This window comes from Halorientalis pallida, assembly GCF_049605515.1.
Lineage (GTDB): Archaea > Halobacteriota > Halobacteria > Halobacteriales > Haloarculaceae > Halorientalis > Halorientalis pallida_A.
This window is the reverse complement of sequence record NZ_CP187158.1, coordinates 516,036-531,411: the sequence shown is the minus strand read 5'-3', so window position 1 is coordinate 531,411 and position 15,376 is coordinate 516,036. Positions and strand designations below refer to the sequence as shown.

General features: G+C 67.3%; 17 protein-coding genes and 1 tRNA gene. 8 read left to right on the top strand and 10 right to left on the bottom strand.

Going from position 1 to position 15,376, the window contains the following annotated elements:
• Positions 1-3: 3 nt before the first annotated feature.
• Together ACOZ4N_RS04315 and ACOZ4N_RS04310 are read right to left on the bottom strand one after the other, a co-directional pair.
• On the bottom strand, positions 4-564 hold the full coding sequence (locus ACOZ4N_RS04315; protein ID WP_424018710.1) for a DUF420 domain-containing protein: 561 nt from the start codon (positions 562-564) through the stop codon (positions 4-6).
• A gap of 63 nt (positions 565-627) precedes the next feature.
• Positions 628-1,770, bottom strand: coding sequence for a S1C family serine protease (locus tag ACOZ4N_RS04310; protein WP_424018709.1), 1,143 nt, complete (start codon positions 1,768-1,770; stop codon positions 628-630).
• 491 nt (positions 1,771-2,261) lie between these two features.
• Between ACOZ4N_RS04310 and ACOZ4N_RS04305 the strand changes: the two genes are divergently transcribed.
• Positions 2,262-2,897, top strand: a complete 636-nt coding sequence (locus tag ACOZ4N_RS04305; RefSeq protein WP_424018708.1) for a response regulator — start codon at positions 2,262-2,264, stop codon at positions 2,895-2,897.
• 6 nt (positions 2,898-2,903) lie between these two features.
• Here ACOZ4N_RS04305 and ACOZ4N_RS04300 read toward each other — a convergent pair whose 3' ends face one another.
• Both ACOZ4N_RS04300 and ACOZ4N_RS04295 read right to left on the bottom strand, forming a co-directional pair.
• Complete coding sequence (locus ACOZ4N_RS04300) at positions 2,904-3,143, bottom strand: hypothetical protein (RefSeq protein ID WP_424018707.1); 240 nt, start codon at positions 3,141-3,143, stop codon at positions 2,904-2,906.
• Between the two features lie 350 nt (positions 3,144-3,493).
• Positions 3,494-3,578, bottom strand: a tRNA-Leu gene (locus ACOZ4N_RS04295).
• A 164-nt stretch (positions 3,579-3,742) separates the two neighbouring features.
• Between ACOZ4N_RS04295 and ACOZ4N_RS04290 the strand changes: the two genes are divergently transcribed.
• The 3 genes from ACOZ4N_RS04290 (at position 3,743) to ACOZ4N_RS04280 (ending at position 6,069) form a co-directional block, all read left to right on the top strand.
• Positions 3,743-4,243: a helix-turn-helix domain-containing protein gene (locus tag ACOZ4N_RS04290; RefSeq protein ID WP_424018706.1), complete on the top strand. Its 501-nt coding sequence runs from the start codon at positions 3,743-3,745 to the stop codon at positions 4,241-4,243.
• A 55-nt stretch (positions 4,244-4,298) separates the two neighbouring features.
• Positions 4,299-5,423 carry an acyl-CoA dehydrogenase family protein gene (locus tag ACOZ4N_RS04285; protein ID WP_424018705.1) on the top strand — a complete coding sequence of 375 codons (1,125 nt, stop codon included), beginning with the start codon at positions 4,299-4,301 and terminating at the stop codon, positions 5,421-5,423.
• A gap of 115 nt (positions 5,424-5,538) precedes the next feature.
• The gene (locus ACOZ4N_RS04280) at positions 5,539-6,069 is read left to right on the top strand and encodes an HAD family hydrolase (RefSeq protein ID WP_424019931.1); all 531 of its coding nucleotides are present in this window, start codon (positions 5,539-5,541) and stop codon (positions 6,067-6,069) included.
• Here ACOZ4N_RS04280 and ACOZ4N_RS04275 read toward each other — a convergent pair.
• Positions 6,066-6,245, bottom strand: a complete 180-nt coding sequence (locus ACOZ4N_RS04275; RefSeq protein WP_424019930.1) for a DUF5822 domain-containing protein — start codon at positions 6,243-6,245, stop codon at positions 6,066-6,068. The two genes, ACOZ4N_RS04280 and ACOZ4N_RS04275, sit on opposite strands and share 4 nt — an antisense overlap.
• Before the next feature lie 159 nt (positions 6,246-6,404).
• On the opposite strand from ACOZ4N_RS04275, the gene panB reads away from it, so the two are divergent.
• Positions 6,405-7,211 carry a 3-methyl-2-oxobutanoate hydroxymethyltransferase gene (panB, locus tag ACOZ4N_RS04270; protein ID WP_424018704.1) on the top strand — a complete coding sequence of 269 codons (807 nt, stop codon included), beginning with the start codon at positions 6,405-6,407 and terminating at the stop codon, positions 7,209-7,211.
• Between the two features lie 8 nt (positions 7,212-7,219).
• Here the strand turns inward: panB and ACOZ4N_RS04265 are convergent, their stop codons facing one another.
• Positions 7,220-7,984, bottom strand: a complete 765-nt coding sequence (locus ACOZ4N_RS04265; RefSeq protein WP_424018703.1) for an alpha/beta fold hydrolase — start codon at positions 7,982-7,984, stop codon at positions 7,220-7,222.
• A gap of 159 nt (positions 7,985-8,143) precedes the next feature.
• Here ACOZ4N_RS04265 and ACOZ4N_RS04260 point away from each other — a divergent pair, with 159 nt between their 5' ends.
• The 3 genes from ACOZ4N_RS04260 (at position 8,144) to ACOZ4N_RS04250 (ending at position 11,090) form a co-directional block, all read left to right on the top strand.
• Positions 8,144-8,383, top strand: a complete 240-nt coding sequence (locus ACOZ4N_RS04260; RefSeq protein ID WP_424018702.1) for a DUF7127 family protein — start codon at positions 8,144-8,146, stop codon at positions 8,381-8,383.
• Entirely contained in the window at positions 8,380-10,656 is a 2,277-nt protein-coding gene (locus ACOZ4N_RS04255) for a CDC48 family AAA ATPase (protein WP_424018701.1), read from the top strand. Before ACOZ4N_RS04260 ends, ACOZ4N_RS04255 begins: the two co-directional genes overlap by 4 nt.
• 185 nt (positions 10,657-10,841) lie before the next feature.
• Positions 10,842-11,090 (top strand): hypothetical protein, encoded by a 249-nt coding sequence (locus ACOZ4N_RS04250; RefSeq protein ID WP_424018700.1) that lies wholly within the window; start codon positions 10,842-10,844, stop codon positions 11,088-11,090.
• Between the two features lie 105 nt (positions 11,091-11,195).
• Here ACOZ4N_RS04250 and ACOZ4N_RS04245 read toward each other — a convergent pair whose 3' ends face one another.
• The 4 genes from ACOZ4N_RS04245 to ACOZ4N_RS04230 form a co-directional block, all read right to left on the bottom strand.
• Positions 11,196-12,725 (bottom strand): bacterio-opsin activator domain-containing protein, encoded by a 1,530-nt coding sequence (locus ACOZ4N_RS04245; protein WP_424018699.1) that lies wholly within the window; start codon positions 12,723-12,725, stop codon positions 11,196-11,198.
• 40 nt (positions 12,726-12,765) lie between these two features.
• Positions 12,766-13,800 carry a sensor histidine kinase gene (locus tag ACOZ4N_RS04240; protein ID WP_424018698.1) on the bottom strand — a complete coding sequence of 345 codons (1,035 nt, stop codon included), beginning with the start codon at positions 13,798-13,800 and terminating at the stop codon, positions 12,766-12,768.
• Positions 13,801-13,966: 166 nt separating this feature from the next.
• Positions 13,967-14,623, bottom strand: coding sequence for an AIM24 family protein (locus tag ACOZ4N_RS04235; protein ID WP_424018697.1), 657 nt, complete (start codon positions 14,621-14,623; stop codon positions 13,967-13,969).
• 78 nt (positions 14,624-14,701) lie between these two features.
• On the bottom strand, positions 14,702-15,292 hold the full coding sequence (locus ACOZ4N_RS04230) for a response regulator (protein ID WP_424018696.1): 591 nt from the start codon (positions 15,290-15,292) through the stop codon (positions 14,702-14,704).
• Between the last annotated feature and the right edge of the window lie 84 nt (positions 15,293-15,376).

Here is a 15,376-nt window from a genome sequence, read left to right as displayed (position 1 = left end):
CTTTCAGTACAAGACGTACAACAGCAGGTAGACGACGGTCCCGAGGGCGAAGGAGACGAGCCACAGCGTCACGGCGACGCGGCCGACGCGGGGATGGTCGGTCGCCGGAATCTCGCCCGTCGAGCGGGTCAGGGCCAGCAGGAGAACGTAGAACAGCAGGGGGATACAGACGATGGCGAGCAGGATGTGGATGCCGAGGATCGGGAAGTAGACGAACCCCTCGACGGTGGCCGGGCCCGGGAAGTCGGTGGGGCCTTCGAGGCTCACGCGGTAGAGGTAGAGCACGAGGAAGGTGGCAAAGAGCGCGAGACCGGCCAGCATCGCGTTACGGTGGCGGGCCACCTGCCCGCGACGGATGGCGCGCCAGCCGGCGAGGATCACGACGATGGCGAGGACGCTCACGACGGCGTTGATGTGCGGAATCGCTGCGAGGAACCACTCGGGCGCCACGGGGAGCGCGGCCCGGGGGATCACGCCGAGGACGGCACCGAACACCAGCGCGAGCGCCACGACGGTCAACAGGCCGGTCAACTCGGGGACGCGGTCTCGCGCGCGCAGTTCCATGACGAGAAGTACGGCCCGGACAGGAATGTGCGTTTCCGTTCGCCTGCGAGAGGCGACGCGGACTCAGGCGTACGGCGCGGGTCGCTCGCCGAGCGTGAGCTGGACCGTAGTGCGGCGGTCGTCGCGGATGACTTCGACGGGGATGGTGTCGCCCGGACTGGTCACCAGCGCGAGGTAGGTCGAGAGTTCCTCCTGGCTCCGGATCGGCTGGCCACCCATGCTGACGATCACGTCGCCGCCGGTCGGGACTCGAACGCCGTCGATGGTCGTGTTTCCGCTCGACCCCTGGAGGACGCCGCTAGATGGGCTGTCCGGGCGCACGTCGGCGATGTAGACGCCGTCGGCGTCGGAGAGACCTTCGGCCTCGGCGATCAGCGGCGTGACGCTTGTGAGGCTGACGCCCATGAACGAGTGCTGGTAGTCGCCGGTCTCGATCAGCGACGGGACGACACGGCTCGTCAGCGCGGCCGAGATGGCGAAGCCGATGTTGTCACCGCCGCCGGAGTTGATGACGCCCGCGACTTCCCCGTCGAGGGTCACCAGCGGGCCGCCGCTGTTGCCGGGGTTGACCGGCGCGTCCGTCTGGATCGCGTCCGGGATGCGGAAGTTGTTGCGCGCGGGCAGAGAGCGGTCCACGCCGCTGACTACGCCCGTGGTCATCGACCCGGTGTAGCCGAGCGGATTTCCAATCGCGATAACTGGCTGGCCGATGGCGACTTCGCCGCCGATGAGCGATAGCGGTGTCGCCGAGGCCGGGACGTCCGGGACCTCGAGGACGGCGAGGTCGCTGTAGGCGTCGGTGCCGACGACCTCGGCGGTGCGCCACTGGCCGTCGGTGAACTGGACGCGAATATCGTCGAAGATGGTCCCCGGTTCGAGGATTGCGCCTCTCGTGTCGGTCACGACGTGTTCGTTCGTGACGATGTACCGGCCGTCGTCGTAGACGAATCCCGACCCTTCGCCCACTCGGCCCCGGGAGTCCGCGTAGACGCGGATCAGGACGACCGAGTCGATAGTCTGTCTGTACACGTCGGTGTAGACCGACTGCGATTCCGGCGTCGAGTTGAGCAACTCCGTCGCCTTCGGGTTCGAGACGTTTCCCGAATCCGGCGTCCCCGACCGCGGGGTGTTACAGCCAGCAACACCGGCGGCGACGCCGGTCGCCGCGGCCAGCAACCGCCGCCGTGTCAACTGCTCACTACCCATACAGAGCCGTTAGGAGCGGGGTGGATAAAGACCAGCGATACAATCAGCGAACGCGACGGCCGTAACTCGACGGGAGTGAAAGAGTGAGGGAGGGGATGTGTGGGGTGGGTGGGGGGACAAGGGGTGGGGTGAAAGTAGGGTGGGTGTGGGGTGGGTGGGGTGGGTAGGTGGTGGGATCAGTACGCCACCACTGTGCCAGCACATGCAATTCCGGGAAGGTCGGTAATAAACGTACCTGTGCTATTATCTATTCTGATAATTGCCTGTGCCAGAATCGGCTCGGGGTCGGATCGTAACGGGTCAGGAGGCGACCGCGGTAACGGAAACATCAGGGAGGATTCAGTGAAATTTACCGCTTCACCGAGACGAGCCCTTCTTCGGACCGCGTATTTCCCCCAATCTATTTCTTGACTTGCGGTCATACCACGAACAAGAATGGTTCGCGAATCCGTGGTGTTGTCGGGTGCCTGCCAGTACGGCGTGATTAACAGATGAGTCAGGGATCTCCAGTCGTCCTCGTCGTGGACGACAACAGGGCTATCGCGAACACCTATACGGCATTTCTCTCGGACGAGTACGACGTCCGGACCGCCTACAACGGGAAGGAGGCGCTCGACGAACTCGACGAGACCGTCGACGTGGTGCTGCTGGACCGCCGGATGCCGGAGGTGTCCGGTGACGCCGTCCTCGAAGAGATCGAGTCCCGCCAGCTCGACTGTCGGGTCGTCATGCTGACCGCGGTCGACCCCGACTTCGACATCATCGACATGGGCTTCGACGAGTACCTCGTCAAGCCCATCGAGCGCGAGGAACTCAACGAAGTCGTCAGCGAGATGCTGGAGCGGGCGACCTACGACGACGACTTCCGGCGCTTCCTGGCCCTGGTCTCGAAGAAGGCAACACTCGAAAAGGAGAAGTCCAGCGCGGAACTGGAGGCCAGCGACGAGTACGCGAAGATCAAGCAACGCCTCAACGACCGGCGCGAACAGGTCGGCGTCGACATGTCCGATCTCGAGGAGAACTTCTCGGACGTGTCTGGCACGATCAAGGTGACCGAGATGGACGCCTCGGGCGACCGCGACGTGCCGGACATCCCGGGCATCGACGAGGACGAGGCCGAGGAGTAGCGGGTTTCAGCCCTCGAACTGTTCGTCGGAGACCTCGTACGTTATCGTCAGCGTCCCCGGCCTGTGATCTCTCGCTGCATCCCGTAGCGATTTGAACTGAGCCATCAGTTCACGGGCCTCGTCCGATCCCTCCCGGACGGTCTTCGACTCCTCTCTGATCGTGTCGTGGACCCGTTCGAGGACGGTCCGCACGGCGTAGGCGTCCCGTTTCGAGTCGATTTCGAACGTCGCTTCGTGTCTGTCCATACCTGTGGGTCGGGGCCCAGTGGGTTAACGTTCCGCATGATGGGGCCAGTGAGGGCGGTTCGCTCGTGGCGGCGTTCGCGGTCGGCGAGCCGATGCTCGCGGGTCACCTCGTTCCCCGCTCGCGTACCGAGGTCTCACTGTGGTCGACCTCGCACCGCTCACCGGCGGACCCCTACGGGACAGCACCCGCAACGCTGCGCCGTCGGCGTCCCTGGCGACGGAGACACTCAGCCGTCGCTCACCGATTTACTCAGAGAGGAATTATGCGTGGATGCAGTCCCAAGGGGAGTGCACCCGCACTCGTTTCGGCGGCATCGCCGCCGAGGTTGCGGGCATCGCCCGCAGGTGAGTGCGTGGGACCGGATTTGAACCGGCGGACCCCTACGGGACAGCGCCCTCAACGCTGCGCCGTTGGCCTGGCTTGGCTACCCACGCACTGCGTGTCTGTCTGCACTCCATCGGTATCCGTGGCCGGATAAAAGGGCTTTCGTTTGCCGACGGCGAGCCGGTCCGACGAACCGCCGGGACGGGCTGACGCCGGAAGTGGCAGTGGTGTCGGAAACGGACCTTTCAAATACGGGGCAGCTATTACCGCTCGTATGGCCAAATACTCGACCGGCGGCGCGGGCGGAAACGCCGGCGGGAGCTGCGAACTCTGCGGCACGGAGGACGCCGACCTCCGGACGGCGAACGTCGCCGGAGCCCAGCTCGAAGTCTGTGCGGACTGCGCACAGCACGGCGACGACGCGACCGGTAGTTCCGACGACGACAGCAGAAGCGACAGCGACCGCAAGCGCCGCGCGGCACAGAACGCCGCCCGCATCGACGACGCACGCAAGGGCGACCCGAGCCACTGGGAGGAGGAAGGCACGGACTACGAGGACGACCAGTTGCCCTACCTCGTCACCGACTACGGCAAGCGGCTCACTACCGCACGCCAGGACGCCGGCCTCCAGCTCGAAGAACTCGCCGACGAACTCGGCATCGACCAGTCCGACCTGCTGGCCGTCGAACAGGGCCGTGCCACCCAGGCCGGGGTCGGCGGCTCCGTCATCACCAAACTCGAAGACAGGCTCGACGTGGAACTCGCCGAATCCTGACCGACTGGACGCAGCGGCCCCGTTCGTTTTTGTTCCGCGCCCACCAGATAGCCCTATGCACCTCTCGCCCGAACAGGAAGCGATCCGCGACACGGTCCAGGCGTTCGCCGAGGACGAGATCCGCCCGGTCGCCGGCGAGGCCGACGAGACCGGCGAGTTCCCCGAAGACGTGTGGGACGGGCTGGCCGACCTCGACCTGACCGGACTGACGGTGCCCGAGGAGTACGGCGGGTACGACGCCGACCGCGTGACCTACGCCCTCGTCAACGAGGCCGTCGCCTACGGCGCGCTCGCGGTCGCCACCGCGCTCTCGGTCCACTGTCTCGCGACCTCCTGCATCCGCGAGTTCGGCGACGAGTCGCTCCACGAGGCGTGGCTCCCCGAGATGGTCGACGGACGGCCCGTCGGCGCGTTCGCCCTCTCGGAACCGCAGGCCGGCTCGAATCCCGCCGAGATGACGACCGAGGCGCGCCGCGACGGCGACGAGTACGTCATCGACGGCACCAAACAGTGGATCACGAACGGCGAGCGCTCGGGGGTCGTCGTGCTGTTCGCCAAGACCGACCGCCAGAGTCCAGGAAGTGTCACGCAGTTTCTCGTCCCGAAAGACACCGACGGGCTGGAAGTCGGGAAGCGGGAGGACAAGCTGGGACTGCGAGCGAGCGACACGACGACGCTGGAGTTCGACGGCGCGCGGATTCCAGCGGAGTACCGACTGACCGAGGAGGGGCGCGGACTGTCGGCCGCGCTGTCGATCCTGACCGGCGGGCGCATCGGCATCGCCGCCCAGTCGGTCGGGCTCGCACAGGCCGCACTCGACGCCGCGGTCGACTACGCTCAGGAACGCGAACAGTTCGGCCAGCCCATCGGCGACTTTCAGGCGATCCAGCACAAACTCGCGGAGATGCACACGACCGTTCGGGCCGGTCGGCTGTTGACGCTAGACGCCGCACGGCGTGCGGACGCGGGCGAGAGCGTCCGCGGCGCGGCGAGCATGGCGAAGTACTTCGCCAGCGAGGGGGCCGTCGACGTGACCAACGAAGCCGTCCAGATCCACGGCGGGTACGGCTACACCAAAGACTTCGACGTGGAGCGGTTCTATCGGGACGCCAAGGTGACGACGATCTACGAGGGGACCACCGAGATCCAGAAGCGCGTCATCGCCGAGGAGTTGCGTTGATCCCGCGTTCGGTTGCGGACCGCGACGGACCTGAGCAGGCCGAAAGCGGTCTTGCGTGACAGGGTGACCGATCACCGAAGGGGCTATTTTCGGGCCGGTCGTACCGCAGGCCGTGATTCAGGAGTACGACGCGCTGGTCTACGACCTCGACGGGACGCTGGTCCACCTCGACGTGGACTGGGAGGAAGTGCGCCGGGAGGTCGCCGCGGTCTTGCGTCCCCGTGGCGTCGACGTGGACGGCGCGGACCTGTGGTCGATGCTCGAACTGTCCGAGGAGGCGGGGTATCGCCGGCTCGTCGACGAGACCATCGCCGAGTTCGAGCGCGAGGGGGCGCGCGCCTCGCGGCGACTCCCGCCGGCACAGACGGTCCCCGCCGACCAGCCGGTGGGCGTCTGTTCACTGAACGCCGAGTCGGCCTGCCGGATCGCCCTGGAGACCTACGGCCTCGACGGACGCGTCGACGTGATCGTCGGCCGCGACTCCGTGGCGACCGAGAAGCCCCACCCCGAACCGCTGTTGACGACTATCGAGGGTCTCGGTGCGACGCCGGAGCGAACGCTGTTCGTCGGCGACTCGGCGCGCGACGAGGAGACGGCAGAGCGTGCGGGCACGGATTACGTGTACGTCCGCGAATTCGAGTTCTAGGTCTGTTCGCGGCGCGCGTAGAGGTAGACGGCGACGGCGGTACAGAACCAGACGACGGCCCCCACCCGGATGGCGAAGTTCGCGCGGGCCGCCCAGGTCTGCAGTTCGACGACGACCGCGAGCAGGGCGACCAGTGGCGCACCGACGACGATGGTCGTGACGAAGGTCACCTGCATCACCCAGCCGTAGTCGATCCCCTCGGGATCGGTCGTCTCGGCCGGTTCGCGGTCGATCGGTGCCACATCACCCGCTGGGGACGGTCCGAATATGCCTCTGTCGGTCCCGCGTTGCCAGTATCGGACACGTTTAGGGGCTCGGCCGACCGACTCGAAGGTATGCGAGCGAAGGATATCCGGGAGAAAGCGGGCGAGGAGCCGATCACGATGCTGACCGCTTACGACGCCCCGACGGCCGAACTGGTCGACGCGGCCGGCGTCGATATGATCCTCGTGGGCGACTCCATCGGGAACCTCCGACTGGGTTACGAGTCGACGCTTCCCGTCACCGTCGACGAGATCGAGAGCGCCACCGCCGCCGTCGCACGGGCGACCGAGGACGCCATGGTACTCGCGGACATGCCGTTCCTCTCCTTCGGCGCCGACGAAGACGAGGCCGTCGAGAACTGCGGCCGGATGCTGAAGGCGGCCGACGCCGACGGTGTGAAACTCGAATCCGGCCCCCACACCGTCGAGTTGACGCGTCGGCTCACACAGATCGGCGTGCCCGTGCAGGCCCACCTCGGGTTGACGCCCCAGCGCGAGAACGAGACCGGCCTGTTCCGGCAGGGGACCGACGAGGAGGCGGCCCGGCGGATCGTGGACCTGGCCGAACGCCACGAGGACGCGGGCGCGTTCTCGCTCGTCCTCGAACACGTCCCGGCCAACGTCGGCGCGGCCGTCACCGAGGCCATCGACATCCCGACCATCGGCATCGGTGCCGGCCCGGAGTGTGACGGGCAGGTCCTCACCGTCGACGAGGTGATCGGCCTGAGCGAGGGCGTGGCCCCATTCTCGAAGGCCTTCGGCGACGTGCGCGAGGAGATGCGCGACGCCATCTCGGGGTACAAAGACGCCGTCGAATCCGGCGAGTTCCCGGCCGAGGAACACAGCCACTACGAAGAAGACGTCGACGACCTGTACTGAGTCGCCGATTACAGGTCGGCCAGAAACTCGTCCAGCCCGTCGTTGAACGCCGCGGAATTTTCGAGCATCGCCATGTGACTGGTGCCGGGGACCTCGGCATACTCGGCGTCCGGGAGGTTGTCCGCGAGATACTCCGAGAACGTCGGCGGCGTCAGCGAGTCGTTGTCGCCGACGATACAGAGCGCGGGGACGGAGATCTCGTCCAGTCGGTCCCGCACGTCGAAGGTGTCGCAGGTCGAGAGGTCCCGTCGCAACATCTCGATGCCGACCTCGCGCATGAGGTCGTCGGTCGGACCCGCGGCGGGGTGGTCGGTGTCCTCGAACAGGACGTTCGCCGACCGCATGAACTGGAGGATCGGTTCCACGTCGTCGCCCAGCAGTGCGCCCACGTCCTCGCCGATGCCGAGTTTGGCACCGGTCCCGGCGAGGACGACGGCCTCGGGGTCGTACGCGCCGTCGAGAACCAGCGTCTGGACGACCGCACCGCCCAGCGAGTGGCCGGCGATCACGTCGGCGTCGACCTCGCGGGCGACCGCTGCCACGTCCGCGACGTACGCGCTCATCGTCTCCGGGCCGGCCTCGGTGTCCACGTCCTCGGACTCACCGTGGCCGCTGAGATCCACGGTGACGGCGGTGTAACCGTCTCTGCCGGTCTGGTCGCGCCACACGTCGTGGCGCTGGCCACTGCCGTGGACGAACAGGACGACCGGCCCGTCCGTCGACTCGTCGCTCCAGTACGCCGTCTCGCGACCGTCGTGTGTCACCGTCGCCATGGCGACCGCTTCTCCCGACAGGGATTTAAACCCCGCCGAGAGGGTGTGACCCACTCTCCGGGTTGAACCGCAACACAGCCGTTCGGATGCAACCCCGACGCCCTTTGCCGGTTTGGCGACGACAGGTTTATATACTATAGCGACTAACTTAGAGTTAGTATGAATGGTCAAGAGCAGTTCAGAGCCGAGGAAGGCCCCGTCGGTCGTCGCGAGTACGACGACGGTGCGGTCGTGTTCGTCGCCGACGTGGGCGTCGGGCGTGACGCGAGCGTGGACGTGGTCGGTGACACGGCCATCGTCGTCGCCGACGACGAGCAGTACGAGTTCGACATCGAGAGCGGCGAGAACGCGCAAGCGTTTATCAAAAACGGCGTCCTCACTGTCGAGGTGAACGCATGAGACTCACCGTCAAGCCCCTGAAACAGAAGGACGCGGGTCGCGGACTCGCCGCCATCGACCGCGCGGCCATGTCCGAGATGGGCGTCGAGAACGGCGACTACATCGTCATCGAGGGCAAGAACAGCGGCCGCGCGGTCGCCCGCGTCTGGCCCGGCTACCCCGAGGACGAGGGCAAGGGCGTCGTGCGGATCGACGGCCAGCTCCGCCAGGAGGCCAACGTCGGCATCGACGACTCCGTCGAGGTCGAGGACGCCGACGTCCAGCCCGCGACCTCCATCACGGTCGCGCTCCCCCAGAACCTCCGGGTCCGGGGTAACGTCGGTCCCCACATCCGGAACAAGCTCTCCGGACAGGCCGTCACGACCGGGCAGACGGTGCCGTTCTCGCTCGGTCTCGGTCCGCTCTCCTCGATGTCGGGCCAGAAGATCCCGCTGAAGATCGCAGAGACCGATCCCTCTGGAACGGTGGTCGTCACCGACTCCACGGACATCCAGGTGAGCGAGAAGCCCGCCGAGCAGATCGCCGGTGACCGTGGTGCCGGCGGTGCCGCCAGCCAGGAGACGCCCAACGTCACCTACGAGGACATCGGCGGCCTCGACGACGAACTCGAACAGGTCCGGGAGATGATCGAACTCCCGATGCGCCACCCCGAGCTGTTCCAGCAGTTGGGGATCGAGCCGCCGAAAGGCGTACTCCTCCACGGCCCGCCGGGCACCGGGAAGACCCTGATGGCGAAAGCCGTCGCCAACGAGATCGACGCGTACTTCACGAACATCTCTGGCCCCGAGATCATGTCCAAGTACTACGGGGAGTCGGAGGAGCAACTCCGTGAGGTGTTCGAGGAGGCCGAGGAGAACTCGCCGGCCATCGTCTTCATCGACGAGATCGACTCCATCGCGCCCAAGCGCGGCGAGACCTCCGGCGACGTGGAACGCCGGGTCGTCGCTCAGCTCCTCTCGCTGATGGACGGGCTCGAATCCCGCAACGAGGTCGTCGTGATCGGCGCGACCAACCGCGTCGACAGCATCGACCCCGCACTCCGGCGGGGCGGCCGCTTCGACCGCGAGATCGAGATCGGCGTCCCGGACAAGGACGGCCGCAAGGAGATCCTGCAGGTCCACACCCGCGGGATGCCCCTGGCCGACGGGATCGACCTCGACCAGTACGCCGAGAACACCCACGGGTTCGTCGGCGCGGACCTCGAATCGCTGACCAAGGAGTCGGCGATGAACGCGCTCCGGCGCATCCGCCCGGAACTCGACCTCGAATCGGACCAGATCGACGCCGAGGTCCTCGACCGGTTGCAGGTCACCGAGAACGACTTCAAGGACGCGCTGAAGGGCATCGAACCCTCCGCGCTCCGCGAAGTGTTCGTCGAGGTGCCCGACACCACCTGGGAGGACGTGGGTGGCCTGGGCGACACCAAAGAACGCCTCCGCGAGACGATCCAGTGGCCCCTCGAATACCCCGAGGTGTTCGAGACCATGGACATGCAGGCCGCCAAGGGCGTCCTCATGTACGGCCCGCCGGGCACGGGGAAGACCCTGCTCGCCAAGGCCGTCGCCAACGAGGCCCAGTCCAACTTCATCTCGGTCAAGGGCCCCGAACTGCTGAACAAGTTCGTGGGCGAGTCCGAGAAGGGCGTCCGCGAGATCTTCGAGAAGGCGCGGTCGAACGCACCGACCGTGATCTTCTTCGACGAGATCGACTCCATCGCGGGCGAACGCGGTCGCCACGCCAGCGATTCCGGCGTCGGTGAACGGGTCGTCTCCCAGCTCCTCACGGAACTCGACGGCATCGAGGCCCTGGAGGACGTGGTCGTCATCGCGACCTCCAACCGGCCGGACCTGATCGACTCGGCGCTGCTCCGTCCCGGACGGCTGGACCGTCACGTCCACGTCCCCGTCCCCGACGAGGACGGCCGCCGGAAGATCCTCGAAGTCCACACCCGGAACAAGCCCCTGGCCGACGACGTGGACCTGGACAAGCTTGCCCGCAAGACCGAGGGCTACGTCGGTGCCGACATCGAGGCACTGACCCGCGAGGCCTCCATGGCCGCCTCCCGGGAGTTCATCAACAGCGTCTCCCCGGAGGAGGTCGGCGAGAGCGTGGGCAACGTCCGCGTGACGATGGAGCACTTCGAGAACGCGCTCGACGAAGTCGGCCCCAGCGTCGACGACGAGACCCGCGAGCGCTACGACGAGATCGAAGAACGCTTCGACAAGAAGGAAGCCGGCGTCGAAGAAGACACGGTCAGCCGGACCTTCCAGTAGGACCTCACTTTTTCCGTCGGGAGTCGCCGCTGGCGACCCCCGAAGCAAAAACGTGGGGAAAAAGGCGCGACTCGCGCCGACTGCACGAGTCGCGTGAACCGGCGGCTTCGCCGCCGGATGCTGGAGCTCGGTATACCGGGCGTCTGCAGCGTTCTGTTTTTGTCGGTGCGCTGTCGAGTCACCGCATGGTCTCGACCGACTGGCTCGTCACGGCAGCACTCGGCACCGCTGCATCGGCCATCGGACTGTTTCTGCTCTGGCTAGCACGCACCGGCTCCCACGAGGACCTTCGGCCGCCGGTGGACTGGGGTGCCGATCTGGGACTCGTCTCCGTCGAGCAGACACGTACCAGACGGCTCATCTGGGCGGGATACGGTCTCGTCTCGCTGCTCGTTGGGATCGCGTTTTTCGTCGTCCTCGTCGTCGCGTTCTGAGGCCTGCAAAGGGGCAGGATCCGCGCACGGCGAGCGCATCGGTCAGTATCGCGCGTTCACACCATCCGCATCGGCCATCCGGCTTCGACAACCGGAGTCAGAAAATCAGTCGGTCGTCTCGAAGAACTCGTCGAGGAGCTTTCGCTGGCCGGCCCGGAGGTGGTGCAGGAGTGTTGGGCCGGTGATACCGAGCGCCTCGGCGACTTCCTCGGCGGTACTCCCGCGTGGCGATTCGAAGTAGTCGGCGAAGAATGCGGTCCGGAGGGCGTTCTCCTGGCGGTCGGTGAGTCGGTCACCGAGCGTGTCCCGGAACTCGCCGACGGTCGTCGCCTCGCGCCGGCGCTCGCGTTTCGCGACGACGGTCGCGTCGTGGGCTCGCGAGAACGCGTCGGCGATCCGTCGAACCTCCGCATCGGGCGGTAACTCGACGACGATCCGTCCCTCGCCCGCGTCGTAGGTCGCCGAGCGGAGCGTCGCGCCCTGTCCCACGAGTTGCCCGAGCGGCGTCGACTCGTCGAGTATCACCTCGAACGACCCGCCGTCGTCGCGGTCCGCGACGATCCGCGTCCCGAGGACCGCCTCGCCGTCGAGCGAGCGCTCGACCGCGCCGGGCGCGTCACCCTCGGCGTCGAGATAACAGACCAGACGGTCGCCGTCGGGGACCAGACCAGTCACCGACAGCGACGTCTCCGTCTCGGCGGCGGCCGCGACCAGCGGCGCGTCGCCGTCGGTCAGTGCGAACACGAGTTCGACGACGGCGTCGGACGACAGGAGTGAGCGGTTTCGAGCGGCGGTCACCGCGAACCCGGCCATCTCGCCGACGATGCCGAAGTTGCGTCGTTCGCGCTCGGAGAAGGCGTCGCGGTCGGACGCGTAGACGCCGACCACGCCGTGGACGCTCTCGCCGTCGGTCAGCGGGACCGCGAGCATCGACTGGACACCGTCGGCGAAGGCCGCCCGTCGGATCGGTTCGGGAACGGCGTCGGCCTCGCCGAGGGACTGGACGGTCTCGGGTTCGCCGCTCTCGATCGCCCGCCGTTCGGGCACGCGGCCGTCGCCGTCGAGTTCGTCCGCGATGCGGTCGAGCGTCCGGTTGTTCGCCCCAGCCGCCGCGCGCATCACGAGGTCGTCGCTGCCGACCGCACGCTCGCCGACCCAGGCGAACTCGTAGAGGGTCGTCTCACCCAGTTGCGCACAGATCGTCTCCGCGATCTCCGCGCGGGTCGAGGCCGCGACCAGCTCCCCCAGCACGTCCGCGATCAGTTCGCTGGTGACCGTCAGCCGGTCCACCTCCCCGCGTGCGTCCGCTAACTGTCGCTCGATCCGGCGTTCCTCGGTCCGGTCCCGCAAGTAGAGGTAGACCGCCTCGCCGTCGGGGACCAGCGACACGTCGAGCCAGCGGTCGAGGGCGGGGTAGTACGCGTCGAACGACCGCTCGCGCTCGGGTGGCTGCTCGAAGGCCCCCGGAACCCGTGCCTCGACGGACTCGGGAAACACCGCGTCGATGGGCTCGTCGGTCGCGTCGTCCCCGCCGAGGTCCAGCAGGTCGCGGGCGGCCGGGTTCAGGTCCCGGACGGTCCCGTCGGGCGCGACGTCGACCATCCCGATCGGTGCGTTCCGGGCTCGGTCGTTCATCTCGCTCGCCTCGTGGATTCCGGGCAGTGATACTTGAGACTCACGGCGTGTCCGGCTCGATCCCGGTCACCTCGAATCGGGCGCCGCCCGACGTGGATTCGCCGACCTCGATCGACCAGCCGTGCAGGGCAGCGATGCGGGCGACGATGGACAGTCCCAGCCCGGTACCGTGGTCGTCGGTGCTGTACCCCGGCTCGAAGACGCGCTCGCGGTCGGTCTCGGGAATACCGGGGCCGTCGTCTTCGACGTAGAAGCCGGTCCGACCGTCCGGCAGGGGACCGACCCTCACGGTGACGCGATCGGTCGATTCGGTGGCTTCGTCGGGACCCGGCGACCCGTGTTCGACCGAGTTCCGGAACAGGTTCTCGAAGAGGCGGCCAACGCGGTCGGCGTCGGCGGTCGTCGTCGGGAGCGAGCCGTCGACGGCGAGCGTGGCGTCGGCGGTCTCGACGGTCTCCCACGCGGCCTCGGCGACCGCGTCGAGGGCGACCGTCTCGTCGGGATCGACCACGTCCCGGCCGCGGGCCAGCGTCAGCACGTCCCGGATGATCCGTTCCATGCGATCGTGTGCGGCGGCGACCCGCTGGAAGTGGCCGTCGTCGCCCGTCTCGCGACCGGCCCGGAGCCGGGCCGTCGCCACGTCGAGCGGGTTCCGGAGGTCGTGGCTGACCACGCTCGCCACGTGGTCCACGTCGATGTCCACCGACCCGTCGTCCCCCTCCTCGGGGAGCGGGACGAACGCGAGAACGGCCTCGCTGTCGGGCTCCGGCGGAACGACCCGCACGAGGTATCGCTTCGCTCCGCCGTCCGCGGGGGTTCTCCCCTCGTTCCGGACGCGAACGGGACCGTCGCCTGACAGGACGGCATCGAAGCCGTCGGCCGACACCGGGGTGACGCCGAGGTCGGCCATCGCGGCGGCCACCGGTTCGCCGACCGTCGCCGGCCCGAAGACTGCCTCGAACGGGTCGTTCACCGCGCGGACGAGCGCCGTCCCGTCCTCGAAACCGATCCGGCAGGCGGGATCGGGCCACCGCTCGGTCCGGATCGGGGCCGCGTCGGCTCCGTCCCCGGTCATGCGTTCGCGTCCCCCGTCACGGACGACGACGCGACGGTCGATGTCTCGGTGAGCATTGGCGTTGTGCTGTGTACACGTGGGGTCGTTTTAGTCGGTGTCGCTAGGTATACAGAGTCGACGAGGAGCTGGGCGAACGCGGACTGGGAGGGGGCACCCCACGGCGCCGTCAGGCGTGTTCCTCGTAGGGCTGGACGACGACGAAGCCGCCGGTACCGGTGAAATCCATCTGGAAGCGCTCGCCGGACTCCTGGCCGATCATGTCCGAGAGGTTGGTGTTGACCGACACGTCCGGCGTGGTCCCGCTCCAGGCGACGGTCGCGCTCGGGTCGGTCGTGACCGGTGGCTCCATCACGACTGGGTCGCCGTGGGTCGTCAGCGCCACGTAGCCAGGACCCTCGAGGTAGACGTTCGTGAATCCACCCGCGAACGAGCCGGCGAGACTGTCGATGCTACTGATCTCGTAGTCGAGTTCTGGATCGAACGCCAGCACGTCCTCGCCGTTGACCGTGACCGACTCGTCGGCGTCGAGGTCGAGGATCTGGACTTTCTTCTCCCGATCGGCCAGGTAGACGTGGCCCTGGCCCTCGACGGTCATCACGGGCGTCCCCTCGCCGGTCGCGGCCTCCTTGAGGAAGCCGGTGATTCCGCCCTCGGCCGAAGCCTGGCCAGTGAAAGAGAGATCGCCGGTGTAGGCGATCATCGCGCCAGCCTTGGCCAGCAGCGATCCATCGACGGCTGCGTCGAGCGTGTAGCTGTTCTCGAGTTGGAACCGTTCGTCGGATTCGGTCGGTGCGTGTTCGGATTTGAACTGGTCGACATCCATGGTAGCACCTCGCCGCCGCGGGACTAATAAACAGGTGGCGGCGTTTCAGAGCGAGAAACGGACACGGGACGCGGTCGGTCACTCGCTCTCGCGGCCGATGGCCTCGAAGTCGTCGAGAGCGTCCGCCGCGTCGCCGAGCAGGCGTCTGGCGCGCCGCTCCAGCCGGTCGGCGTTCGCTTCGAGTTCACCGAACTCCTCGTGAGACGCGCGTTCCTCGGCCGAGAGTTCGGCCTCGACGACCCGGCGCTTGGACTCGACGCCGAAGTAGTCGCCGAGGACCTCGTAACCCAGCACCGTACACTGGTGGGTGACCGCCGCCCGTACGTCCTCGCGGTCGACCGGCTTGCAGAGGTAGTCGTCGAAGGGCATATCGAGGACGTCGAACCCCGGATCGATCGCGGTGACCATGATCACTCGCCCGTCGAAGTCGCCCTCGTCGAGGCATTCGAGGACCTCGTCGCCGGACAGCCCCGGCATATGGCGGTCGAGCAGAACCACGTCGAACGCGTGGTCCTCGACGGCTCGCAGTGCGTCCTCGCCGCCGTAGGCCGTCTCGACCTCACAGAGGCCCCGCAACCGGAGCGCGTACGCGTCCGCAACTTCCCGCTCGTCGTCGACGACCAGCGCCCGCGGGCGGTCCTCGTCGGCTTCGTCGGTCCCGTCACCCATCTCGGTCTCGGTATTGTTCGGTCACGGTCATAACGCCTGTCGTTCGCCACGCCAGCGACCGGGTCTGTATTACTAGAGGGGTCG